Annotated in this window: 23 protein-coding genes; 13 read left to right on the top strand and 10 right to left on the bottom strand. The window is 45.1% G+C overall.

Annotation, left to right across the window (positions count from 1 at the left end; translation table 11 throughout):
- Positions 1 to 9: 9 nt before the first annotated feature.
- Positions 10 to 231 carry a hypothetical protein gene (locus ACQXR1_RS14120; RefSeq protein WP_069839847.1) on the bottom strand — a complete coding sequence of 74 codons (222 nt, stop codon included), beginning with the start codon at positions 229 to 231 and terminating at the stop codon, positions 10 to 12.
- A 124-nt stretch (positions 232 to 355) separates the two neighbouring features.
- On the opposite strand from ACQXR1_RS14120, the gene gerKA reads away from it, so the two are divergent.
- The 3 genes from gerKA to gerKB are packed head-to-tail and all read left to right on the top strand — an operon-like array spanning position 356 to position 4349.
- On the top strand, positions 356 to 1990 hold the full coding sequence (gene gerKA / locus ACQXR1_RS14115; protein ID WP_430772339.1) for a spore germination protein GerKA: 1635 nt from the start codon (positions 356 to 358) through the stop codon (positions 1988 to 1990).
- On the top strand, positions 1980 to 3203 hold the full coding sequence (gene gerKC / locus ACQXR1_RS14110; RefSeq protein ID WP_430772338.1) for a spore germination protein GerKC: 1224 nt from the start codon (positions 1980 to 1982) through the stop codon (positions 3201 to 3203). The genes gerKA and gerKC overlap by 11 nt, the downstream gene beginning before the upstream one ends.
- A gap of 24 nt (positions 3204 to 3227) precedes the next feature.
- Positions 3228 to 4349 carry a spore germination protein GerKB gene (gene gerKB / locus ACQXR1_RS14105; RefSeq protein WP_430772337.1) on the top strand — a complete coding sequence of 374 codons (1122 nt, stop codon included), beginning with the start codon at positions 3228 to 3230 and terminating at the stop codon, positions 4347 to 4349.
- Positions 4350 to 4453: 104 nt separating this feature from the next.
- Here gerKB and ACQXR1_RS14100 read toward each other — a convergent pair whose 3' ends face one another.
- Together ACQXR1_RS14100 and ACQXR1_RS14095 are read right to left on the bottom strand one after the other, a co-directional pair.
- Positions 4454 to 5134 carry an ABC transporter ATP-binding protein gene (locus ACQXR1_RS14100; RefSeq protein ID WP_430772336.1) on the bottom strand — a complete coding sequence of 227 codons (681 nt, stop codon included), beginning with the start codon at positions 5132 to 5134 and terminating at the stop codon, positions 4454 to 4456.
- Between the two features lie 15 nt (positions 5135 to 5149).
- A complete protein-coding gene (locus ACQXR1_RS14095) occupies positions 5150 to 6625 on the bottom strand; it encodes an ABC transporter permease (RefSeq protein ID WP_430772335.1) in 1476 nt (491 codons plus the stop codon).
- A 212-nt stretch (positions 6626 to 6837) separates the two neighbouring features.
- Between ACQXR1_RS14095 and yclJ the strand changes: the two genes are divergently transcribed.
- From yclJ to phrC, 4 genes are all read left to right on the top strand, one after another.
- A complete protein-coding gene (gene yclJ, locus ACQXR1_RS14090; protein WP_041521471.1) occupies positions 6838 to 7521 on the top strand; it encodes a two-component system response regulator YclJ in 684 nt (227 codons plus the stop codon).
- On the top strand, positions 7508 to 8929 hold the full coding sequence (gene yclK, locus ACQXR1_RS14085; protein ID WP_080478158.1) for a two-component system sensor histidine kinase YclK: 1422 nt from the start codon (positions 7508 to 7510) through the stop codon (positions 8927 to 8929). The genes yclJ and yclK overlap by 14 nt, the downstream gene beginning before the upstream one ends.
- Before the next feature lie 162 nt (positions 8930 to 9091).
- Positions 9092 to 10240: a response regulator aspartate phosphatase RapC gene (rapC, locus tag ACQXR1_RS14080; protein WP_014662770.1), complete on the top strand. Its 1149-nt coding sequence runs from the start codon at positions 9092 to 9094 to the stop codon at positions 10238 to 10240.
- Positions 10224 to 10346, top strand: coding sequence for a phosphatase RapC inhibitor PhrC (gene phrC / locus ACQXR1_RS14075; RefSeq protein WP_014662771.1), 123 nt, complete (start codon positions 10224 to 10226; stop codon positions 10344 to 10346). Before rapC ends, phrC begins: the two co-directional genes overlap by 17 nt.
- 97 nt (positions 10347 to 10443) lie before the next feature.
- On the opposite strand, the gene ACQXR1_RS14070 is transcribed toward phrC, so the two are convergent.
- Complete coding sequence (locus ACQXR1_RS14070) at positions 10444 to 10554, bottom strand: YjcZ family sporulation protein (protein WP_040084173.1); 111 nt, start codon at positions 10552 to 10554, stop codon at positions 10444 to 10446.
- A gap of 142 nt (positions 10555 to 10696) precedes the next feature.
- Positions 10697 to 12061 (bottom strand): aspartate kinase, encoded by a 1365-nt coding sequence (locus ACQXR1_RS14065; RefSeq protein WP_306645528.1) that lies wholly within the window; start codon positions 12059 to 12061, stop codon positions 10697 to 10699.
- 375 nt (positions 12062 to 12436) lie between these two features.
- Here ACQXR1_RS14065 and yclN point away from each other — a divergent pair, with 375 nt between their 5' ends.
- The 4 genes from yclN to yclQ are packed head-to-tail and all read left to right on the top strand — an operon-like array spanning position 12437 to position 16054.
- Positions 12437 to 13387 carry a petrobactin ABC transporter permease YclN gene (gene yclN, locus ACQXR1_RS14060; protein ID WP_306645527.1) on the top strand — a complete coding sequence of 317 codons (951 nt, stop codon included), beginning with the start codon at positions 12437 to 12439 and terminating at the stop codon, positions 13385 to 13387.
- Positions 13380 to 14327: a petrobactin ABC transporter permease YclO gene (gene yclO, locus ACQXR1_RS14055; RefSeq protein WP_040084169.1), complete on the top strand. Its 948-nt coding sequence runs from the start codon at positions 13380 to 13382 to the stop codon at positions 14325 to 14327. Before yclN ends, yclO begins: the two co-directional genes overlap by 8 nt.
- On the top strand, positions 14321 to 15079 hold the full coding sequence (gene yclP / locus ACQXR1_RS14050) for a petrobactin ABC transporter ATP-binding protein YclP (protein WP_014662775.1): 759 nt from the start codon (positions 14321 to 14323) through the stop codon (positions 15077 to 15079). The genes yclO and yclP overlap by 7 nt, the downstream gene beginning before the upstream one ends.
- A 21-nt stretch (positions 15080 to 15100) precedes the next feature.
- A complete protein-coding gene (gene yclQ / locus ACQXR1_RS14045) occupies positions 15101 to 16054 on the top strand; it encodes a petrobactin ABC transporter substrate-binding protein YclQ (RefSeq protein WP_430772334.1) in 954 nt (317 codons plus the stop codon).
- A gap of 47 nt (positions 16055 to 16101) precedes the next feature.
- Here yclQ and ACQXR1_RS14040 read toward each other — a convergent pair whose 3' ends face one another.
- From ACQXR1_RS14040 to ACQXR1_RS14025, 4 genes are all read right to left on the bottom strand, one after another.
- Positions 16102 to 17520: an MDR family MFS transporter gene (locus tag ACQXR1_RS14040; protein ID WP_430772333.1), complete on the bottom strand. Its 1419-nt coding sequence runs from the start codon at positions 17518 to 17520 to the stop codon at positions 16102 to 16104.
- A gap of 19 nt (positions 17521 to 17539) precedes the next feature.
- Positions 17540 to 18418: a TetR/AcrR family transcriptional regulator gene (locus tag ACQXR1_RS14035; protein ID WP_040084166.1), complete on the bottom strand. Its 879-nt coding sequence runs from the start codon at positions 18416 to 18418 to the stop codon at positions 17540 to 17542.
- Positions 18419 to 18581: 163 nt separating this feature from the next.
- The gene (gene nfsA / locus ACQXR1_RS14030) at positions 18582 to 19331 is read right to left on the bottom strand and encodes an oxygen-insensitive NADPH nitroreductase (protein ID WP_014662779.1); all 750 of its coding nucleotides are present in this window, start codon (positions 19329 to 19331) and stop codon (positions 18582 to 18584) included.
- Positions 19332 to 19347: 16 nt separating this feature from the next.
- Positions 19348 to 19635: a putative quinol monooxygenase gene (locus tag ACQXR1_RS14025; protein WP_014662780.1), complete on the bottom strand. Its 288-nt coding sequence runs from the start codon at positions 19633 to 19635 to the stop codon at positions 19348 to 19350.
- Between the two features lie 140 nt (positions 19636 to 19775).
- On the opposite strand from ACQXR1_RS14025, the gene ACQXR1_RS14020 reads away from it, so the two are divergent.
- On the top strand, positions 19776 to 20090 hold the full coding sequence (locus ACQXR1_RS14020) for an ArsR/SmtB family transcription factor (RefSeq protein ID WP_003234476.1): 315 nt from the start codon (positions 19776 to 19778) through the stop codon (positions 20088 to 20090).
- 1 nt (position 20091) lies between these two features.
- Here ACQXR1_RS14020 and gabR read toward each other — a convergent pair whose 3' ends face one another.
- On the bottom strand, positions 20092 to 21531 hold the full coding sequence (gene gabR / locus ACQXR1_RS14015) for a transcriptional regulator GabR (protein WP_069839861.1): 1440 nt from the start codon (positions 21529 to 21531) through the stop codon (positions 20092 to 20094).
- Between the two features lie 105 nt (positions 21532 to 21636).
- Between gabR and gabT the strand changes: the two genes are divergently transcribed.
- On the top strand, positions 21637 to 22947 hold the full coding sequence (gene gabT, locus ACQXR1_RS14010) for a 4-aminobutyrate--2-oxoglutarate transaminase (protein ID WP_430772332.1): 1311 nt from the start codon (positions 21637 to 21639) through the stop codon (positions 22945 to 22947).
- Positions 22948 to 22953: the final 6 nt, after the last annotated feature.

The following is a 22953-nucleotide window of genomic DNA, read 5'->3' as shown; positions in this document are numbered from 1 at the left end:
GCGCCCCCTCTAGGGGTTCTTTTTTTTCGATTTATAGATCACGTACATTTCCCTCACAAGGACTAACACAAAAAATAAAAGTACAACCCATTCCGCAAACGTTGTCATCTTAAAGCTGGACATATTGTTATAAATCGCTTTTGTTAAACTGAACCCTTGAAGCATGTCCATCAATACAGAAATAGTTAATAAACAAATTAATATGACTCCTGTCACGCCCAATATCTTCATGCTTCATCATCCTCCGCTTTTAGTGTCTATCGTTGGCGGAGAAGTTATACGGCATCTAAACCTATGCATAATCTTAATTCTAATAGGAAGAATATGAGAAAACGACAAGGAAAGGTATTTGTGTATGCCTTTATTTTCTAAGCGAAAGAACAATACCGGTTCAAAAGACAAGCGGAATACAGAAGAAAAGAATCAGGAACGGCAGCAAGAAAAAGAAAGGCCAGTTCTCATTTCTCCTAGTTTGGCAAAGAACATAGCGGAAACGAAAAAGGAAGTCGGAAGTAGTTCTGACGTTATCATTCGCGAGATTAAAATCGGGGAGCAGGATCGTGTCCATCTAGCTGTTATTTATATTGCTGGGCTGGTCGATAATAACACGATCCATGAGTCGTTAATCGATCCATTGGTACAGGATGAGTCTATCCAGAATACTCATGCGATCCAGCAAATTCTTGAAAAAACGCTCCCACTGGGCGGGGTGAAAGCGGAAAAGAGCTGGGATAAGCTTTTTTCCGAGTTAATGCTCGGCAATGCGCTCGTTTTTGCCGATGGCTATGCCGAAGCGCTGATTTGCAGCACTCAAGGGGGAGAGCAGCGCTCCATCCAAGAGCCGAGCACCCAGGTGTCATTCCGCGGCCCGCGCCAAGGGTTTACAGAGTCTCTGCAAACCAATATTTCCATGATCCGGCGATACATTAAAAATCCGAATTTATGGGTTGAAAAAATGAAAAAAGGTTCTGTTACGAATACGGATATCGCTCTCATGTACATTCAAGGAATATGTGATGAAAAGGTGCTGAAGGAAGTGAAGCAGCGCCTGGAAAAAATAGATATTGACAGTATTTTGGAATCTGGATATATTGAGCAGCTGATTGAAGATGAAACCTTTACGACGTTTCCGACTATGTATCATACAGAACGCCCTGATGTTGTAGCGGGTAATCTGTTAGAAGGAAGATTCGCGATTATTGTGGACGGAACACCGTTTGTGCTTATAGCCCCGGCCTTATTTGTCCAGTTTTTTCAGTCTGTTGAGGATTATTATTCGCGTTTTGACATTGCGACAAGCATAAGAATTCTTCGTGTTTTAGTCTTTTTCATTTCGCTTGTGGCTCCGGCCGTATACGTGGCAGCCACGACGTTTCATCAAGAAATGATACCGACTCAGCTGTTAGTGGTCATTGCGGCCCAGCGGGAAATTGTCCCGTTTCCGGCTGTTGTGGAGGCGCTGACGATGGAGGTTGCTTTTGAGATTCTGAGGGAAGCGGGAGTCAGGCTGCCCCGGGTTGTCGGCTCGGCAGTGTCAATCGTAGGCGCGCTCGTAATCGGCCAGGCTGCCGTACAGGCTGGTATCGTCTCTCCGGCAATGGTGATTATCGTGGCACTCACCGCGATTGCGAGCTTCGCAACACCGGCGTTTGCAATGGCGATTTCAGCCCGGCTTATTCGGTTTATGTTTATTATTGCCTCAGCTGTTATGGGTTTTTACGGGCTGATTTTAGGGATCATTATGATGTTTGTGCACTTATGCAGTCTTCGTTCATTTGGCGTTCCATATATGTCGCCGCTTGCACCCTTTTCTTCACAAGGCGTAAAGGACGCGCTTTTCCGGGTTCCGTGGTGGGCCGATGAAAAGAGGCCGGAATCGGTCAGTAAGAAAGATAAGGTGCGGCAGGGGCAAGATCAACGCCCAGAGCCGGCCGGTTCACGAGGAATGGTGAACAAAGATTTGGAAGAAGGGGATCAGAATGGTACGTAAATGTCTATTAGCCGTTCTCATGCTTTTGAGCGTCATTGTGCTGCCCGGCTGCTGGGATAAGCGGGAGCTGACGGATCTTGCGATTATCTCGGCAATTGGCATCGATCGGACAAACGACGGCAACTACGTGCTGCATCTTCAAATTATCAATCCAGGAAATGTTGCCGGCGGCCTTCAGGGAGGCGGTGCTGGAGACAGGCCGCCTGTATCTGTCTATTCGATTGAAGGTAACAATATGACGGAAGCACTCAGGAAAGCCTCCATAAAGGTATCACGGCGGCTTTATTTTGCCCATACCAATCTAGTCGTGATCAGTGAAAAGCTGGCAAAAGAAGAAGGTTTGGATTTTGTATTAGATAATCTTGACCGTGACACAGAATTCAGGACAACGGCAACATTTGTCGTTGCTCATAAAACAAAAGCTGAAAACATTGTGAAAATCTTAACGCCAATTGATAAAATTCCATCAAATAAAGTCAATAAAACCCTGGATTTCACCGAGGCGGAATACGGACGAGTGGTCAAAACCAATATTCAGGACGTTTTAAAAACACTTGCCGCCAACACTAGGGCACCGGTTATTCCGGGATATATGATGATTGGTGACGATAAAAAAGGAGTCAGTATGGAAAACACGCAGGCGACTGACCCGAAAGCCATTCTTCAGGCAGATGGTTTGGCGATTTTTGATAAGGCTGGGTATTTAAAGTATTGGCTTGAAGATGACGAAAGCGTGGGGGCAGTCTGGCTGATGAATAAGATCCAGCATACGTTTATTAATGCTGACTGGGACAAGACGAAGGATGCGGTCAGCTTGCAGGTTACCCATCAGGATACGAAGCTGGTACCGGAGATACGGAACGGACGTCCGTACATCCATGTGAAAGTGTCGGTTGAAGGAATTATAGATGCTGTCAAATACCCTTTCCACTTGTCTGACCCCAAGGTGCTGCCCGCTATTGAAAAAGCGCTCAACAAAGAGCTGGAAAAGGAAATCAGCCATACTGTGAAAAAGATCAAGAAGAATCAAATAGATTTTATCGGTTTTGGTGACACGATATATAGAAAGTATCCGGAGCAGTGGGCGAAAATGAAGGACACATGGGACAAAGAGTATTTACCGGACCTGCCCATCGACGTGAAGGCCGAGACGTATATCAGAAGAACGGGATTGCGAAACAACCCGATCAAACACCAGTTTAAAGATGATTAGGTCTGTAGAAAGGGGAAGTGACAGATGGAAAAAGCCAGAATAAGCATAAGGCAGCTGTTTGTCATGATTATCATTTTTGAACTGGGCAGCTCCTTATTGATTACACCCGGATCGATGGCGGGCAGGGATGCTTGGATAGCAGTTCTATTAGGCTGTGCGGCCGGACTGTTTCTTTTCTATTTGTATCAAGGCATTTATCAATGCTATCCGGAATCTTCGCCGAAAGAATATATGGATGATATGCTCGGAACCAAGCTGAGCTGGCTGTTTTCATTTCTCTATATCTTGTACTTTGCCTATATTGCCGCAAGGGTTCTGCGTGACTTTGGAGAAATGCTGCTGACGTTTGCTTATCATGATACACCTATCATTATTGTAAATGCTTTATTAATGGTCGTAAGCATATATGCCGTAAGAAAAGGAATTGAAGTGCTCGCACGCGCGGCCGAACTTCTTTTCGGGGCCATGTATTTACTGGGCGCGATCGGCCTCGTGCTAATTATTGTCTCAGGCACTATAGACCCGCACAATTTAAAGCCGGTTTTGGCAAACGGCATTTCTCCTGTCCTTCACTCTGTTTTCACACAGACCATGTACGTTCCGTTTGGTGAAGTTGTTTTATTTGTGATGATTTTCCCTAACCTGAATGACAGAAAAAATGTGAAAAAAATGGGGATGATCGCCATGGCTATTAGCGGATTGGTTGTGGCGCTCACCGTGGCGATTAATATCAGCGTGCTTGATGTTGATCTTACACTCAGATCCCAGTTTCCGCTTTTAAGCACGATCCAGACAATCAAGGTCGAAGAATTTTTAGATCGGCTTGATGTCTTTTTTATGCTGGCGCTGATCATTGGCGGCTTCTTTAAAGTCAGTCTCTACTTATATGCCACTGTGGTGGGGACATCTACGCTCTTTAAGGAAAAGAATCCCTCCCAATTAGCTTATCCGATGGGATTGGGCATCTTAATCCTCTCTATTACGATTGCGACTAACTTTTCGGAGCACTTGAACGAAGGCCTGAAAGTGGTGCCGCTGTATATTCATTTGCCTTTTCAATTATTGTTTCCGCTCTTTCTGTTTATTCTGGCTGTTTGGAAAAAGAAGCGAAGAGAGAAGTCAAAAGAGGCAGGAGCGAAAAAATGATAAAAAGAGCGGGGGGATGCAGCCGCCGCTCTTTTTATGTTCACTTCTATATAAAAGGGGGATATAGGGTGCGCCCCTGTCTGCACTGGCAGAGGCGCGTTTTGTTATACAACTGCGATGTTTTCCTTCACAGTAAAGCTTCCTCTTGAAAGTCTGATATTAATATCTGATACTTTTGCAATTTGCTCATCGTGCGTCACCATGATGACGCATTTATCTTCCTTGTGCGCCAGATCCTGAAAGAGACGTACAATTTCTTTTGAGGTGTCCTCATCAAGGTTTCCAGTCGGTTCATCGGCTACGATAAGATCCGTGTCACAGCAGAAAGCTCTTGTAATTGATACCCGCTGCTGCTGTCCGCCGCTCAGTGTGAGCACTTTTTGCCGGGCTTGTTTTTCGTTGATGCCGACCTTCTGCAGCATGTCAAGCGCATACGATTCTTTGTTCTTTTCTTTAGATCCTGTGATTTCCATAGCGGTTGTGACGTTCTGCAAAGCCGTCATATACGGAAGCAGGTTGTACGCCTGAAAAACAATTGATACATATTGATTTCTGAAATTGGTTAAGCCGATTTTAGAAACCGCTTTTCCGTCGTAAAGGATGTTTCCTTCTTTTGGTGCGTCAAGTCCGCCTGCCAGAGACAGGAAAGTGGTTTTCCCTGTCCCTGATGTGCCAACAATGGTGTAGAATTTTCCTTTTTGAAAGCTGATGTTAATATCCTGAAACAACGGCTGGCTTTTGTCTTTATACCAGTAGCCGACTTGTTGAAATTCTAATAAGCTCATAGGTTCCGCCTCTTTCTATTCCTGTTTTGTCAGTATCGTTTTCGGATGAAGCCGCAGTACTGAAATGGACGGCAGCAATGTTGCAATGATTGCGATAAGGATGCCGATCCCGCCAAGAACAAGCATGTCGTTCATAGAAACCGCGACGTTCAGTGAATCGATAACGTCCGCGTTCGATGAACTGTGGCCGAACATTCCGCCGCCCATGCCGCCACCGCCGCCAGGCATTTGTCCGTTTTGCCCGCTTGCAGTTTGCGTTGAATCGGTTGATGAACTGATCTGCTGGGATAAAAGCTGATTTCCAAGCTGATTTGCGACGAGATTTCCAGTCACCGATGCAAGGCCGATCGCGATAACGGCCACGATCAGAATCTCAGTCAAGAACTGTCCAATCAATTTCCACCGTTTTTCACCGATGGCCATTAACACGCCCATTTCGTATTTGCGCTCCCTGATCGACATCATGACAATCAGGCCAAGAATGACAGCCCCTGCCACTGATACAAGATACACCACGTTTTTAGAGAAAGAAGCTACATTTTCAATCGGGCCGACCATTTGCTGGTACAACTGATCGTTTGTATTCAGTGTGTACGTATCGAAGTCAATGGATGTTTTCTTCGCTGCTTTTACGAAAGCATCCATATTTTTCGCATCGTCCATATAGTAAACGGCTGAGTCAATCGTATTTTGATAGTCGTCGCCTTTCAGCGCCGCTGTTGCTGTGTAAGGTGTATAAAGCTTGTTATAAGGATTTAAGAAAGAGAAATTTTGGGCTTGGTCATCGCCTGAAGATGTTGTTTTATAAATACCGACGATCTTCAGCTTTACTGTTGTATCCTCATCTGATGCTGATTCAATTGTGATCGAATCGCCAACGCTTAAATCATTTTCTTCCGCTAATGTTTCATTGATTACTGTTACTTTTTTGCCGACATCTGATTTTGTAATCGCGCGTCCGTCAGTGATTTTTGAATCCCCGTCAGAGAAATCATCAACTAATGCTGTGCTGATGACACCTTCAATCGAAAGATCGGCTTGCACCATTTGCGGTCCGCCTTGTCCGCCGCCTTGGCTGTTTTTAGCATTTGAGTTTGAACTGCTTAAGCTGGAATCGCTTGAACTGGAGCTTGAGCTCTCAATCGCATCAAAGTTCCCCGCGTTGGCTGAAGCTGATGTGATGTAATTGTAGCTTTTCACATGATCGAGTGCTGCAAGCTTATTTGCATCAGACACTTTAATCGGTGTTGATTCGAAGCTGCGTTTTTCACCGCTGTCCTGCTGTTTTTCCATTTGCTTTTGGCGGTCAACCTGTAGTGTCACGCTTCCGCCTAGCTCCTGTCTGGCCAGTTCGCTTGATTTTTGTGCTGCCGACTGGATGGTGAGCCCTGATAGAACAAAGACACATATGACTGTAAACACAAATAATTGCAATAACGTTTTTCCCTTTTTAGCCTTCATATTCCAAAAGGCCCGTTTGATAAAGTTCATTTATGTTCCTCCGTATAGGTATTGTTATTGATAAGGCCGCCTCTGGGGCGGGCTTGCTTGTTGATAAATTAATAGTAGTCCAAAGGTATGAAAAAAATATGAACAATCTATTTCTAGTTGATGAAATAAAAACTAACAATTGCGAAACGCAAAACCTTCTGTTTAAAATGGTGCTATTATAGAAAAAAGCATCAAAACAACCGGAGGATATAATGAAAATATTAATGATAGAAGATAATGTTAGTGTCTGTACGATGACGGAGATGTTCTTTTTTAAGGAAGGTTTTGAAGCGGAATTCGTTCATGACGGATTAGAGGGATACCAGCGTTTTACGGAAGAAAATTGGGATCTGATCATTTTGGATATCATGCTTCCATCTATGGACGGCGTGACCATTTGCAGAAAAATAAGAGAGACAAGCACGGTGCCGATTATCATGCTGACTGCCAAAGACACTGAATCAGATCAGGTCATCGGTTTTGAGATGGGGGCGGATGATTATGTCACGAAGCCGTTCAGCCCGCTGACATTGGTTGCCCGCATCAAAGCCGTCATCAGAAGATACAAGGCGACAGGCAAAGCGGTTGTTGATGAAGATATGATCGAATCAGAATGCTTTACAATTAATAAGAAGACGAGAGAAGTCTTTTTGAACGGAGAGCCTGTAGAAAATCTCACGCCGAAGGAATTCGATCTGCTTTACTACCTTGTCCAAAATCCGCGTCAGGTGTTCTCCAGAGAACAGCTGCTTGAGCAGGTATGGGGCTATCAATTTTATGGAGATGAGCGGACGGTTGACGTTCATATCAAACGGCTGCGGAAAAAGCTTGCCAGCGAGGACAAGCCTTTCCTATATACCGTGTGGGGAGTAGGGTATAAATTTGATGAAGATTAAATATTTATACCAGCTGCTTCTGAGCCATATCAGCATTTTGATTTTAGCGTTTGTCATTATCATTTCGCTATTTTCTCACTTTGTGAAAGATTTTGCCTATCAAAACAAAGTAGAGGAATTGACGTCATATGCGGTGCAGATCGCAAATGAATTCCAAGCCGGCCAGGTGGACATGCGCAGGCTCTATCCTTATCAGGACATTTTAAGCACAAGAAAGACTCAGTTTATCATCTTCAATGAAAAGCAGCAGCCTTATTTTCTTCCTGAAGGCTTTCATCATCAGCCAAGGGAACAGCTGAAGAAATCAGAATGGAACAAGCTGAAAAAAGGGCAGACTGTCATGATCAGGGCCGATGGCCGTTTTGATGATGAAGTGTCTCTTGTGGCGCAGCCTATATTTGTTCAGAACGAGTTTAAAGGCGCCGTTCTGCTGATTTCTCCAATCAGCGGTGTTGAACAGATGGTCAATCAGGTCAACCTCTATATGTTTTACGCTGTAATCAGCACGCTCGTCATTACGATTCTTGTGAGCTGGCTCCTATCCAAATTCCATGTCAAACGGATTCAAAAGCTGAGAGAAGCGACAGATAAAGTGGCTTCCGGCGATTATGACATCCACTTGGAAAACAGCTACAGGGATGAAATCGGCGTACTGGCGTCCGACTTTAATATTATGGCGAAAAAGTTAAAGCAGTCGAGGGATGAAATCGATCGCCTTGAGAAGCGGAGAAGGCAGTTTATCGCTGACGTGTCACATGAATTAAAAACTCCGCTAACGACTATCAACGGTTTGGTTGAAGGGCTGAACAGCCATACGATTCCTGAGGATAAGAAGGATAAGTGCTTCTCGCTGATCAGTGAGGAAACGAAGCGCATGCTGCGGCTCGTAAAAGAAAATCTGGATTATGAAAAAATCAGGTCCCAGCAAATTACCTTGAACATGCTTGATGTTCCGCTGATCGAGGTGTTTGAAATCGTAAAAGAGCACTTGGAGCAGCAGGCGGAAGAAAAACAAAACAGGCTGATGATTCAGGTAGAGGATCACGTGATCGTTCATGCCGATTACGACAGGCTCATTCAAATACTCGTCAACATTACGAAAAACAGCATCCAATTTACGCAAAACGGTGACATTTGGCTGCGCGGAATAGAAGGTTATAAAGAGACGATTATTGAAATTGAAGATACGGGGATCGGCATTTCAAAAGAGGATATTGAGCATATTTGGGAGCGGTTCTATAAAGCAGATATTTCAAGAACGAACACGGCATACGGTGAATACGGACTCGGTCTCTCGATCGTCAAGCAGCTCGTTGAAATGCATCGGGGCACAGTAGAGATCAAGAGTGAAGAAGGGAAAGGCACAAAATTTATCATCCGCCTTCCCTTAACGGCAAAGCAGCAATAGCATACAGGGCGGCAGCATCATCAGATGAGCCGCCTTTTTTGCACACCGCTTCGGTTTATTGCGTGCTCCCGAAAACAAAGATTGCGTGTTTTTCGGGTTAGGACAGTCTATAAACATGATAAAATATGACATAAACAGTTTTTGATGGGAGAGGGTGAAGGAATGAAGAGCGGGGTAATTCCTTCTTCAGCGGTCGGTCAAAAAATTAACGAGTGGTACAAATATATCCGGACATTCAGCGTGCCGGATGCCGAAGTGTTAAAAGCTGAAATCCAGCAGGAACTGAAACACATGCAGCATGATTCCAACTTGCTGCTTTATTATTCACTAATGGAATTCCGGCACCAGCTTATGCTGGATTATCTTGAGCCGTTAGAAAAATTAAATATCGAAGACCAGCCAAGCCTGTCTGAATTATCACGAAACATTGACAGCAATCAGGCAGATCTTAAAGGGCTGCTCGACTATTACGTGAATTTTTTCCGCGGGATGTATGAGTTTGATAAGCGGGAATTTATTTCTGCCATTACATACTATAAACAGGCGGAGAAAAAGCTTTCCTTTGTCGCAGACCATATTGAACGGGCTGAATTCTATTTTAAAATCGCGGAAGCTTATTATTATATGAAGCAAACGTATTTTTCATTGATTAATATCAAAAACGCCTATGAAATTTACGTGGAGCAGGAAACCTATAATGTGAGAATCATTCAATGCCATTTCGTGTTCGGGGTTAACCTGATGGATGAAAGAAATTTCGAACAAGCCGCACGCCATTTCAAATTGGCGCTCAATATGGCCCAAGCGGAACAAAAAGCCCAGCTGGTCGGAAGAGCATACTACAATCTCGGATTATGCTATTACAATCAAGATATTCTTGACCCTGCCATTGAGTACTTTGAAAAAGCGGTCTCCACGTTTGAAAGCAGCAGAATCATCAATTCTTTGCCGCAAGCCTATTTTTTAATCACCCTGATTTATTATAAACAGGGAAAACATGATAAAGCTTCGGAATATCACAAGCGGGGCTATGAATATGCTAAAGAAACAGACGATGCAGACTATGCCGTAAAATTCGAGTTTTTGCAATCCCTATATCAGGATCAGCCCAGTGAAGAAGGAATCGAACGATGTTTTCAATACCTAAAAAATAAAAATATGTACGCTGATATAGAGGATTTAGCCCTAGAAGTAGCAAAATATTACTATGAACAGAAGTGGTTTAAACTGTCTGCTTCCTACTTTCTACAAGTTGAAGAGGCAAGAAAACAAATACAAAGGAGTGAAGGTTTGTATGAAATTGAAATCTAAGTTGTTTGTTATTTGTTTAGCCGCAGCCGCGATTTTTACAGCGGCTGGCGTTTCTGCTCATGCGGAAGCACTCGACTTTCATGTGACGGAAAGAGGAATGACGTAAGAACCAGCCCCTTCTCTTTGGTGAGAAGGGGTTTTTCTTTTCAAAAAAACACCGCAAGACATAGTCTTGCGGCGCCCCCGCAGAGACGGTCAGCAGCTTAGTAGCCGCCAACAAATGCAGTCCCTACGATAATTAAAAGAATGAACAATACAACGATTAAAGCGAAAGAACTGATGCCGTAACCGCCGCCAGTAGAGTATCCTGACATAAGGTTTCACCTCCCTATGAAGGATACTATAAGATATGCTGAGCCGATCTGTTTGGCAGGGATAATAGTGGACAAGAGAAAAAAATGAACAATTCGGCTATATGAAAAATAGCGGGCGCTGCGGCCCGCTATTTATGTACGATTAAGAGATCAGCACGCCCGCGAAAAATTCCTGGTATAAAGCTTGAACGGCTTTTCTTTCTTCTGCTTCTTTTACGCCAAACATCATGCTCACTTCAGATGATCCCTGATTGATCATTTCGATATTCACCTTTGCCTCTGATAAAGCTTTGGCGGCTCTTGCTGTTGTACCGACATTGTGGCGCATCGCTTCTCCTACAACCATAATCAGTGCGAGATGATGCTCGACAATGACTTCGTCGGCATGCAAATCCTCTTCGATCCGTTTGATCACGCTGCGTTCAGTGGCGGCATCCATTTGACCCTCCCGCAAGATGATGGTCATGTCATCAATTCCCGATGGAACATGCTCATACGTCAATCCGTGCTCCTCCAGGATTTGAAGGGCTTTGCGGCCAAATCCGATTTCTCTGTTCATTAAATACTTGCTGATATAAATGCTGCAAAAACCGGTATCGCTGGCAATGCCGACGACAGGCCCGTTCGTGTTATCCCGCTTGCTGACGACACGGGTGCCTCCGGCTGAGGGGTTGTTCGTATTTTTGATCTGAACAGGAATCCCCGCTCTAAATGCCGGAATGAGCGCTTCATCATGAAACACTGAAAAACCGGCGTAAGACAGCTCCCGCATCTCTCTGTATGTCAGCTCACTGATTTCCTTTGGATTTTCAACGAAGGACGGATTGACAGAATACACAGCGTCCACGTCTGTAAAGTTTTCGTACAAATCAGCTTGAAGTCCGTTGGCAAGAATTGAACCGGTAATATCAGAACCGCTCCGTGAGAATGTGATCACATCGCCATCCTTGCTGAATCCGAAAAAACCGGGAAAAATAATGAGTCCGTCACGTTCCCGAAGACGATAGAGGTTTTGATAGGATTCAGGAAGAACTTGCGCGTTGCCGGGTTCATTTGTCACAAAAAGGCCGGCATCCTTCGGGTTAACATATTCCGCTTTGACGCCTTTATAACGGAAATAAGCGGCGATCAGCTTGGCGTTGTTATCCTCCCCGCTGGCCTTAACTGCGTCAAGATATTGCTCGGGATTGCTTTTGTCTCCTTCTAAAAGCGTAAACAAATCATCTCTGATTTTATCGATAATGCTTTGCCCCAGCTGAAGCTCATTGGCGATGAGAGCGTACCGTTCCACAACCGCTTCCGCCAGTTCAGGTGCACTGCCTGATGCCAAATATTGTTCCGCACATGCGATTAAGAGATCAGTCACTTTCGTATCCTCGGCATAGCGTTTTCCCGGAGCTGAAACGACTACAGCTTTCCGTGCCGGGTCTGAGGTAACGATGTGAAACACCTTGTCAAGCTGGGCGCCTGAAGCAAGTGAGCTGCCTCCGAATTTAACGACCTTCATGTTTACATCTCCTAATGTTTAAAATTTTCACACAAATTTAGTATTTATTATCTCTCTTTCAGTCCTGTAAATCAAGGGATAATTTCTCTCCAGAATGAACATTTGTATTTTCCACGAGGAATGATGTCAGGTTTGCTGACCGTAAACAGGCGTTCAAAAGATAAATATGGTAAACAGCCTAACGTTTTGGGATGGAAAATGATTAGTAAAATTGATAAATGACCAGGTTAATATTTTTAAAGAATATTGACTAACACTAGAAAAATGGTAATATGTAAATGATAATGATAATCAATTACTATATGGCCATATTGTTTTGAGTCCTTGCGGAGTAGGAGATACGTTCTTTTTGCTGTAAGGATGTAAGGAGGCAGCATGAAGCTACGTTATTTATTTATTCTACTTATCATATTAGCCGTCACATCTGTATTTATCGGCGTAGAAGATCTGTCGCCGCTTGATCTCTTCGATTTAAGCAAACAAGAGGCGTCAACGCTGTTTGCAAGCCGTTTGCCGCGATTAATCAGCATTTTCATCGCGGGCTTAAGCATGAGCATCTGCGGTTTGATTATGCAGCAGATCAGCAGAAACAAATTCGTGTCACCGACGACGGCGGGCACGATGGATTGGGCTCGGCTCGGCATTTTAATTTCCTTGCTGCTGTTTACATCCGCCAGTCCTTTAATCAAAATGCTGGTCGCGTTTGTCTTTGCCCTAGCAGGCAACTTCCTGTTTATGAAAATCCTTGAAAGAATCAAGTTTAACGACACCATCTTTATTCCGCTTGTCGGTTTAATGCTCGGGAATATCGTCAGTTCAATCGCGACTTTTATCGCTTATAAATATGACTTGATCCAGAACGTGTCATCATGGCTTCAGGGAGACTTCTCCTTAGTCGTGAAAGGGAGATACGAGCTTCTTTATCTGAGTATTCCGCTCGTTATCATTGCCTATGTGTATGCGGATAAATTCACATTGGCCGGTATGGGAGAAAGCTTTTCTGTCAATCTCGGCCTAAAATACAAGCGGGTAGTGAACATCGGGCTCATTATCGTGTCCCTGATCACGTCTCTTGTCATTTTGACTGTCGGTATGCTGCCGTTTCTCGGTTTAATCATCCCGAATATTGTATCGATTTACAGAGGAGACAATCTGAAGAGCAGCCTGCCGCATACTGCGCTATTGGGAGCGGTTTTTGTGCTGTTTTGCGATATATTGGGCAGAGTTATTATCTTCCCTTATGAAATCTCGATTGGCCTGATGGTCGGAATCATCGGCAGCGGCATTTTCCTGTTTATGCTGTTAAGGAGAAAAGCCTATGCGTAACCAGATGAAAATGGCGTTGCTCGTTGGTTTAGCCATTGTATGTATTGGCTTGTTTCTGTTTTATGACTTAGGCAATTGGGATTACACCCTGCCGAGACGAATCAAAAAGGTCGCCGCCATTGTGCTGACGGGGGGAGCGATTGCGTTTTCGACCATGATCTTTCAAACGATTACGAACAACCGCATCCTGACGCCGGGCATCTTGGGCCTTGATTCTCTCTACATGCTGATTCAGACCGGCATTATCTTTCTGTTCGGTTCTGCGAATATGGTCATTATGAATAAAAACATCAACTTTATCATCTCTGTTCTTCTGATGATACTGTTTTCTCTTGTTTTGTATCAGATCATGTTCAAGGGTGAGGGGAGAAATATCTTTTTCCTTCTGCTTATCGGTATCGTGTTTGGCACGCTGTTCAGCAGCCTGTCTTCCTTTATGCAGATGCTGATTGATCCAAATGAGTTCCAAGTGGTGCAGGACAAGATGTTTGCCAGCTTTAACAACATCAATACAGATTTGTTATGGCTCGCGTTCATCATCTTCCTGCTGACTGGCGCGTATGTATGGCGTTTTACAAAGTTTTTCGATGTGCTGTCGCTCGGACGCGAGCACGCCGTAAATTTGGGCATTGACTACGACAAAGTGGTGAAGCAGATGCTGATCGTGGTTGCGATTTTGGTTTCTGTGTCAACAGCGCTAGTCGGGCCGATTATGTTTTTAGGCCTTCTTGTCGTCAACCTGGCGAGAGAATTTCTGAAAACCTATAAGCATTCATACTTAATCGCAGGCTCCGTTTTCATCAGCATCATTGCGCTGGTCGGCGGGCAGTTTGTGGTTGAGAAAGTGTTTACCTTCTCAACGACGCTGAGCGTCATTATTAATTTTGCCGGCGGGATTTATTTTATCTACTTGCTGTTAAAGGAGAATAAATCATGGTAGAGGTCAAAAATGTAAGCAAACAATATGGCGGGAAAGTTGTCCTTGAAGAGACGTCAGTCACGATTCAAAAGGGCAAAATCACCTCGTTTATCGGTCCTAACGGCGCCGGCAAAAGTACGCTGCTGTCTATCATGAGCCGCCTGATCAAAAAAGATTCCGGCGAGATTTACATAGACGGACAAGAGATTGGATCATGCGACAGCAAAGAGCTTGCAAAGAAAATGAGCATTTTGAAGCAGGCGAACCAAATCAATATTAGGCTCACGATCAAAGACCTCGTCAGTTTTGGCAGGTTTCCGTACTCACAGGGCCGGCTGACTGAGGAAGACTGGGTTCATATCAACCAGGCGCTCAGCTATATGAAGCTGGAAGACATTCAGGACAAATACCTCGATCAGTTAAGCGGCGGACAATGTCAAAGGGCATTTATCGCCATGGTCATTGCCCAGGACACCGATTATATCTTTCTGGATGAGCCGCTGAACAATCTGGATATGAAACATTCAGTTGAAATTATGAAACTGCTGAAACGGCTGGTAAAGGAGCTTGGAAAAACGATCGTCATCGTCATTCACGATATCAATTTTGCTTCTGTCTATTCGGACTATATCGTAGCTTTGAAAAACGGCCGCATCGTAAAAGAGGGGCCGCCTGAAGAAATAATAGAAACCTCTGTGCTTGAGGAAATCTACGATATGACCATCCCGATTCAGACGATTGATCATCAAAGAATAGGTGTCTATTTTTCTTAATATATAGAAGAGGTGAAGAGCATGAAAAAGTTCGCATTACTATTCATCGCTTTGGTGACGGCAGTTGTCATTTCTGCATGCGGAAACCAAAGCACAAACAGCAAAGGTTCTGATTCAAAGAAAGAACAAATCACGGTGAAACACCAGCTGGACAAAAACGGCACAAAAGTACCGAAGAACCCTAAAAAAGTTGTCGTATTTGACTTTGGAAGCTTAGATACATTAGATAAACTAGGACTTGATGATAAAGTAGCGGGCCTGCCGAAACAAGCCCTTCCTAAATATCTGTCCAAATTCAAGGATGACAAATATGCTGACGTCGGAAGCTTAAAAGAGCCAGACTTCGAGAAAGTGGCAGATTTAGATCCTGACTTGATCATTATCTCAGGAAGACAATCTGAGTCTTACAAAGAATTCTCTGAAATTGCGCCGACGATTTACCTTGGCGTAGACACAGCGAAGTATATGGAATCATTTAAATCAGACGCGGAAACAATCGGTAAGATTTTCGATAAAGAAGACGAAGTGAAAGATGAACTCGCAAAAATCGATGATTCAATCGCAGATGTAAAGAAAACGGCTGAAAAGCTTAACAAAAACGGTCTAGTGATTATGGCGAACGACGGGAAGATCAGCGCATTCGGCCCTAAATCAAGATACGGCCTGATCCATGACGTGTTCGGCGTGACACCGGCTGATAAAAACATCAAAGCGTCTACTCACGGACAAAGCGTTTCATACGAGTACATTTCAAAAACAAACCCTGATTACCTGTTTGTCATTGACCGCGGTACAGCGATCGGAGAAACATCATCTACAAAACAAGTCGTTGAAAACGATTATGTGAAAAACGTAAACGCAGTGAAAAATGATCATGTCGTCTACCTTGATTCTGCTACTTGGTACTTATCAGGAGGCGGTCTTGAGTCTATGGCGCAAATGATTAAAGAAGTGAAAGACGGTTTAGAAAAGTAAAACCAAAAAGAGCCTCCGCTAAATCAGCGGGGCTCTTTTTTTGTTGATCAGCGTGCCGGCTGCTGTTCGGCAGGGCGCTGAGGTTTCTTTAGTGTGAATGAGAGAAGGAAGCCGACAAGTGCTATGACGGCAGCCACAATAAAAGCGGCGTTCATGCCGTGCAGGGCGGCGTGCTTTACATTTGTCGTGCCTGCATGTGCCGCCTGGTTGCTCATCACGGAAACCAATAGCGCGGTTCCGATCGAGCCGCCGACTTGTCGAATCGTGTTGTTCATCGCCGTTCCGTGCGGAATCAGGTGGCGCGGCAGCGCATTGATGCCGGCTGTTGTCACCGGCATCATGATCATGGCGGTGCCTAAGAGACGAACGGTGTATAAAACGACAATCCAAGCGAGTGACGTATGATCAGTCAGCTGCATAAACGGCAGTGATGTCAGGAAGATGATGCAGAAACCGGCAATCGCCAGCCCTCTTCCGCCGACACGGTCAAAAACTCTGCCGATAATCGGCGACATGAAGCCCATCACAACGGCTCCCGGCAGAAGCATAAGCCCTGTATCAAAAGCTGTGACGTTTCTGACGTTTTGTGTATAAAGCGGCAGGATGGTTTCCGTACCGATCAATAATGCAAAGACAAGGGTTCCCAGCAGTGTTGTTAAGCTGAAGACGCCAAACGAGAAGACGCGGAATTCCAGCATCGGTTTTTCAAGCTTCATTTGTCTTGTGATAAACAAGAGCAGCGCGATGAAACCCACCAGCAGTGAAATCAAGACGGTTGAACTGGTCCAGCCGTAAGAGCCGACGCTTGAGAAGCCGTACAGAAGGCCGCCGAACCCAAATGTTGAAAGGATGACTGATAAAATATCAATCTGTGTTTTTCTTAAAGTCGTCACGTTTTTCATCAGGATGCTGGCAAGAATCAAATCAATCACAGCAAACGGAAGAATAATATAAAACAATGATCTCCAAGAGAAAGCTTCGACAGCCCATCCCGAAAGAGTCGGTCCGATCGCTGGCGCGAATGAGATGACCAATCCAACCATACCCATAGCCTGGCCGCGCTTTTCAATCGGAAAGATTGTCAGGAATACAGTCTGCATGAGCGGCATCATAATGCCGGCTCCGGCCGCTTGAATGATACGAGCCGTCAGCAGAACCGGGAAGTTCGGCGCGAATGCCCCGACAATCGTTCCGGCAGTGAAAATGCTCATTGCTGTGATGAGCAGCGCCCGGCTTGTGAATTTCTCAATTAAAAACGCAGTGATCGGAATTAAGATCCCGTTGGTTAACATAAATGACGTGGTCAGCCACTGTGCTTGGTTGGCATCGACATTGAAATCCCTCATGATATGGGGGAGGGCGGTAATCAACAATGTCTGATTCAAAATCGCCACAAACGCTCCGGCTAACAAAATGCCGACAATGACAGAACGGTTAAAAGGTTTCGGTTCAATACTTGTGTCCAATACATATCCCTTCTTTTCTCTAAGTAATTAACAGTGTTTTTAACATGGAAACGGGCTGTGTTAAAACACCGGTTTGTTCCAGATAGCCAATCAGTGATTTGAGTAAAAAAGCGCGGGGTTCTTCCTTCTTCGCTTCTTCCTCCAGCATGGCGGCTGCGGATGTCAGTTCATCTACGTCATAGTCTGCGGCAGGCAGGGAAGAGATGCCTTTATGTAATTCCTTCAGGCTTTCCGATAATAGGACTGACTTATCCTTTGGCTTGTAGGAGGATGCCGAATGAATATAAAGCTCGATGGCTTCGGGCGGAAGAAGAGACTGATGGGTTTCCCTGTTTTTTACAATCTGATTGAGGGTGCTGATGATAAACGCTGCGATCGGGTCAAGCTCAAGCGGTTTTTCCTCAATTTTGATCAGCATTAAAAACTCACGCATCATGCCGTGAAGAATGATGACCAAATCCCACACAAACGGGAGAATGGTTTCTCCATACGCCTGGATCAGCGAATCACGGTGCCAGCAGATAATCGTCGATCTGGTCTGATGGATATGTTGTTTGACTCGGTCATTATGCAGCTTGGGATTTCCGTAGGTCAGCATATTGAAAAACTGCTGATTCCGCCTGAAGCCCTCCAGTTCCATTTTGACCTTTTGCGTCAAACGCTCCTCCGGTGTAAGTGCGGTATTTTCCTGAAGTCTTGAGGCCGCGGCCACCATTTGCTTCTGGTTAAATGACAGCAGCTCCAAAAGCAGGTCTTCTTTAGATTGAAACAGCTTATATATCGAAGCTTTTGACATCTTACATTCTTCTGCGATCGCCTGCATGGAAACCGACGTAAAATCCTTTTCCGAAAAAAGCTTTCGCGCGGCTAACAAGATATCTGTTTTTTTATCAAGCATCTCATGGCTTCCTTCTTTCTTGAGCATTAGAAAACCCATTGGTTCACAGAAAACCAATGAGTAACAATGAAAAAATTTTACCAAATAAACAAATTAGAAGTCAATGGATTTTAACCGGGTAAATGAAAGGCCTGCCGGAAAATCCGACAGGCCGGGTGAAGGCTTATTTTTCAACCTTAAATCCTTGTTTTTCAAGCATTTCACGGATATGCGGATAGTACAGGCGTTCATAGTAGGAAGCGATGCTCTGTGACCAGTTTCTTGTTTCTTTTCCGTTTGTCCGTTTATTCATGTATTCAGACATCTGTTCGTCGTATGCCTGAATGTGAGACGTCAGCTCATCCTGGTTCAAATAAGTTTCCTGATGATTGACTGCTGCCTGCGGAAGGCGCGGTTTTTTCGCGGAACGATCAGCAGGATGCCCAATGACAAGTCCTGATAAAGGGAACACGTATTTCGGAAGCTCAAGCAGTTCGATCAGCTCTTGAGGGTTTCCGCGGACCGCGCCGATCGGAACTGTGCCAAGTCCGAGTGACTCAGCGGCTGCTGTCGCTGTGCCGAGGGCAATACCAGCGTCTACTGCGCCGACAAGAACAGATTCCAATCCATTTGTGATTTCCATTTTGAAATCATGCAGATCTTCAAGCGCGATTTTGGCCCGGTTGAAATCTGCGCAGAACAGCAGGAAAACAGGGGCTTGATCGATCCATGGCTGGCCGCCTGCCAGCTCAGAGATTTTCTTTTTGCGCTCTTTATCCTGCACTGTGATCACAGTCACTTGCTGCCCGTTGATAGAAGAAGGGGCTGCTTGCACCGCTTCAATGATTTGGTCCAATTGCTCTTGAGCTACAGGTTCATCTGTGTAGCTGCGAATTGAGCGGTGGTCTGTTAATGATTTAATCACTTCATTCATATGAGACACCCTTTCTTTACTCGCTAAGCTCTGTGCGGACAACATCAAGAGGAGCGCTCAGCAGTTCTTTTGCTTTTGCGACAAACCCTTGGAAGTGTGCAGTTTCATTGTGGGATTTCATCGCTGCTTCACCTTTCCATTGTTCAAGCATGACAAATGTATTTTCTTCGCCTACTTTTTCAAATAGGTCGTACTGCGCGTTGCCTTCCTCAGCTCTTGAATGCTGAACAAGCGATTGCGCCTCGCTCAAAAATTCCTCGCGTTTTTCTGGTTTTACTTTCATGTAAGCTTGTAATACGATCATTCTAATCTCCTCCATCGTTATGCTGAATTTATTGTTCGAATTTCATCGAACTAACTGTACCATGTATTCTACATGAGGTAAAGGAAAAACCCTTAATTAGTAAAATTGTCATTCTAATTGTTGTGTGATACATTTGTGTCATGAACATTCCAAACCATCCAGAAACAGAAACATTGCAGCTGACAAAGGTTCTTCATGCACTTAGCGATCCGCTTCGTTTAGAGCTGGTCAAGCAATTAGCTGAAGCGAAAGAAAAAACGTGCAGCACCTGTGCGGATGTGCAGGTTGCTAAATCGACTTTGTCGCATCACTTTAAAGTTTTGAGAGAATCAGGCATCGCGCAAGTTCGGATAGAAGGAAAGCGCCGGTATTACTCGCTTCGCGCTGAAGACCTTGAAAAGGCATTTCCGGGCCTGCTTGAAGCCGTGCTGAATGTAGACCAGGACCGCTGGTGAATCAATCCCCTGTAACGGGGATTTTTTTATGTCCGTAAACAGCTTTGAAAAGCCGCTGCACACCCTCCTGAATATCCTCTTCCTTCAGCCGGGCAAAGCCGATAATGAGTGATGGCCTGCCTGTTTGCCGCTGGTTTTTCTTCAAGTTAAACCGGCTCATTCCGAATATTTCAAGCTGCAGGCCGGCGGCATGTGAGAGGATGTCTTGTTCGGTGCGGCTGGTATCAAATTCGGTAACAAAGTGCAGCCCCGCATTTGCTCCTTTAACGGTAACTGCTCCGCTAAACCCTGCTTCTAAAGCGGTGATCAGGCGTTCTCTCTTTTCTTTATAATGCTGCTTCATTTTTTTTATATGCTTCTGGTATTCACCAGACTCGATAAATTCCTGCAGGGTGAGCTGCGTCAGTGACGAGCAAGTCTGCAGATCATAGCCCCGCTGTTTGTATGTCCTCAACAGCTCAGGCGGCAACACCATATAGCTGATCCTCAAGCCGGGGAGAAGGGACTTCGAAAACGTTCCCATATAGATGACATTTTGAAAACGATCTAAGCTTTGCAGTGCCGGTATACTGTCTACATCATATGTAAATTCACTATCATAATCGTCCTCAATGATGTATCGACGCGGCTTCCCAGCTGCCCAGTTCAGCAGCTGAATTCTTCTGGATACAGGCATAATCGTTCCGGACGGAAACTGATGCGACGGGGTCGTCACCAGCACATCAGGCTGCTGTCTGGTGATTTCAGCAATCGACATGCCTTTTTCATCCAGCATGATCGTTTTTACTTGTTTTCCTGCATTCCTCAAAAGCTGGTACATGCGCCTGTAGCCAGGCTCCTCCATCGCATACACGGCTTCCTTGGGCAAAAGCTCAGTCAACAGCTGCATGAGCACCTGTGTGCCTGCCCCTATGATTATTTGTTCCGGCCTGCATTTTACACCCCGCGTCAGAGAAATGAGCCTGGTAATGGCCGCTCTTACTTCATATATCCCTTGCGGATGCGACATCTCGCCGAGCGTGCGGTATGAGCGGGAGGCCGCTTTTTGCTCGCAGCGAAACCAGCTTTTGATCGGAAAATGGTCTGTATCGGAGCTCATGTGTGAAAACGAAATCCAATCGCTCTGATCAATGTGAATCTCTTTCAGGTCATCGGGCAGTGCATATGGAGTATGCTCCTCGGCGGAAAACATGTCTAACTCCTCCACGAAAAAACCCTTTCGCTCAATGGCGTACAAATACCCCTCAGCCAGCAGCTGCTGATAGGCTGAATTCACTGAATTTACGCTGACCTTCAGATTTACAGCCAGCTCCCGCTTGGAGGGAACCTTCGAGTGTGGCAGCAAATTGTGGCTGAGGATTTCTTTTTTCAGCTTTTGATAAATTTGCTGATAGATATAATCAGCTTGTTCTGAACGATCGAGTGTAATCGTGATATCCATTTGCAGATTCTCCTTCTGATACCATCCAAAAGTTATAATTGGTACTTTTCATCATACCAAAGAGAAGTCAGAATGATAAGAAAATACCGACAGGGGGATATTCACATGAGTCAAACAACAGCAAGCATCACAACTGCACAATGGCAGCAAAAACGGGATCAATTTGTGTCAAAAGGTGTGAGCAACGGAAACCGCAGTCTGGCGGTCAAAGGAGAAGGAGCTGAGCTGTATGATCTGGACGGCCGGAGATTTATTGATTTTGCAGGCGCCATCGGAACGTTAAACGTCGGTCATTCTCATCCGAAGGTGGTTGAGGCTGTGAAGAGGCAGGCGGAGGAGCTGATTCATCCAGGCTTCAATGTCATGATGTATCCGTCTTATATCGAATTAGCCGAAAAACTGTGCGGCATTGCACCGGGCGGCCACGAGAAAAAAGCGATTTTTCTTAACTCAGGGGCGGAAGCGGTCGAAAACGCTGTGAAAATCGCCAGAAAGTATACAAAACGTCAAGCGGTTGTCTCGTTTACCCGCGGGTTTCACGGGCGTACGAATATGACGATGAGCATGACAAGCAAGGTAAAACCTTATAAATTCGGTTTCGGGCCTTTTGCGTCAGAGGTTTATCAAGCGCCATTCCCTTACTATTATCAGAAGCCGGCCGGCATGAATGATGAAAGCTATGACGACATGATAATCCAAGCGTTCAATGATTTCTTTATCGCTTCCGTTGCGCCTGAAACGGTAGCGTGTGTCGTGATGGAGCCGGTGCAGGGAGAAGGCGGATTTATTATTCCTTCAAAACGCTTTGTGCAGCATGTTGCTTCATTCTGTAAAGAACACGGCATTGTTTTTGTTGCTGATGAAATTCAAACGGGCTTTTCCAGAACTGGCACTTATTTTGCGATTGAGCATTTTGATGTAGTGCCTGACCTGATCACGGTGTCTAAATCGCTTGCGGCAGGCCTGCCATTAAGCGGTGTGATTGGCCGTGCGGAAATGCTAGATGCGGCAGCGCCAGGCGAGCTAGGGGGCACGTATGCCGGCAGCCCGCTCGGCTGCGCGGCGGCTTTGGCTGTCTTGGATATTATTGAAGAAGAAGGGCTGAATGAGCGATCTGAAGAAATTGGCAAAACCATTGAAGGCAAGGCGTATGAGTGGAAACAAGAATTCCCGTTTATCGGTGACATCCGCAGACTCGGGGCGATGGCGGCAATCGAAATCGTCAAGGATCCTGACACGCGTGAGCCTGATAAAGCAAAAACAGCAGCGATTGCTGCCTATGCGAATCAAAATGGATTACTTTTGCTGACAGCGGGAATTAACGGTAATATCATCCGCTTTTTGACACCGCTTGTCATCTCAGACAGCCTTTTAAATGAAGGGCTAAGCATCCTGGAGGCGGGCCTGCGAGCTTAATCATTG

The sequence above is a fragment of the Bacillus sp. ATD genome, assembly GCF_050585765.1.
In the GTDB taxonomy this organism is placed as follows: domain Bacteria; phylum Bacillota; class Bacilli; order Bacillales; family Bacillaceae; genus Bacillus; species Bacillus stercoris.
The sequence above is the reverse complement of the archived record's forward strand: the minus strand, read 5'-3'. Positions and strand labels throughout refer to the sequence as shown.

Excerpts from the sequence above, each read along its gene's own strand:
- ACQXR1_RS14065 (WP_306645528.1), bottom strand. The coding sequence starts at position 12,061 with ATGAAGGTCGTTAAATTCGGAGGCAGCTCACTTGCTTCAGGCGCCCAG.
- ACQXR1_RS14100 (WP_430772336.1), bottom strand. The coding sequence starts at position 5,134 with ATGAGCTTATTAGAATTTCAACAAGTCGGCTACTGGTATAAAGACAAA.
- yclN (WP_306645527.1), top strand. The coding sequence starts at position 12,437 with ATGAAGCTACGTTATTTATTTATTCTACTTATCATATTAGCCGTCACA.
- yclQ (WP_430772334.1), top strand. The coding sequence starts at position 15,101 with ATGAAAAAGTTCGCATTACTATTCATCGCTTTGGTGACGGCAGTTGTC.
- yclJ (WP_041521471.1), top strand. The coding sequence starts at position 6,838 with ATGAAAATATTAATGATAGAAGATAATGTTAGTGTCTGTACGATGACG.
- ACQXR1_RS14120 (WP_069839847.1), bottom strand. The coding sequence starts at position 231 with ATGAAGATATTGGGCGTGACAGGAGTCATATTAATTTGTTTATTAACT.
- gabR (WP_069839861.1), bottom strand. The coding sequence starts at position 21,531 with ATGGATATCACGATTACACTCGATCGTTCAGAACAAGCTGATTATATC.
- rapC (WP_014662770.1), top strand. The coding sequence starts at position 9,092 with ATGAAGAGCGGGGTAATTCCTTCTTCAGCGGTCGGTCAAAAAATTAAC.
- yclP (WP_014662775.1), top strand. The coding sequence starts at position 14,321 with ATGGTAGAGGTCAAAAATGTAAGCAAACAATATGGCGGGAAAGTTGTC.
- gabT (WP_430772332.1), top strand. The coding sequence starts at position 21,637 with ATGAGTCAAACAACAGCAAGCATCACAACTGCACAATGGCAGCAAAAA.
- ACQXR1_RS14035 (WP_040084166.1), bottom strand. The coding sequence starts at position 18,418 with ATGCTTGATAAAAAAACAGATATCTTGTTAGCCGCGCGAAAGCTTTTT.
- gerKC (WP_430772338.1), top strand. The coding sequence starts at position 1,980 with ATGGTACGTAAATGTCTATTAGCCGTTCTCATGCTTTTGAGCGTCATT.
- phrC (WP_014662771.1), top strand. The coding sequence starts at position 10,224 with ATGAAATTGAAATCTAAGTTGTTTGTTATTTGTTTAGCCGCAGCCGCG.
- ACQXR1_RS14025 (WP_014662780.1), bottom strand. The coding sequence starts at position 19,635 with ATGATCGTATTACAAGCTTACATGAAAGTAAAACCAGAAAAACGCGAG.
- ACQXR1_RS14070 (WP_040084173.1), bottom strand. The coding sequence starts at position 10,554 with ATGTCAGGATACTCTACTGGCGGCGGTTACGGCATCAGTTCTTTCGCT.
- yclO (WP_040084169.1), top strand. The coding sequence starts at position 13,380 with ATGCGTAACCAGATGAAAATGGCGTTGCTCGTTGGTTTAGCCATTGTA.
- gerKA (WP_430772339.1), top strand. The coding sequence starts at position 356 with ATGCCTTTATTTTCTAAGCGAAAGAACAATACCGGTTCAAAAGACAAG.
- ACQXR1_RS14020 (WP_003234476.1), top strand. The coding sequence starts at position 19,776 with ATGAACATTCCAAACCATCCAGAAACAGAAACATTGCAGCTGACAAAG.
- nfsA (WP_014662779.1), bottom strand. The coding sequence starts at position 19,331 with ATGAATGAAGTGATTAAATCATTAACAGACCACCGCTCAATTCGCAGC.
- ACQXR1_RS14095 (WP_430772335.1), bottom strand. The coding sequence starts at position 6,625 with ATGAACTTTATCAAACGGGCCTTTTGGAATATGAAGGCTAAAAAGGGA.
- gerKB (WP_430772337.1), top strand. The coding sequence starts at position 3,228 with ATGGAAAAAGCCAGAATAAGCATAAGGCAGCTGTTTGTCATGATTATC.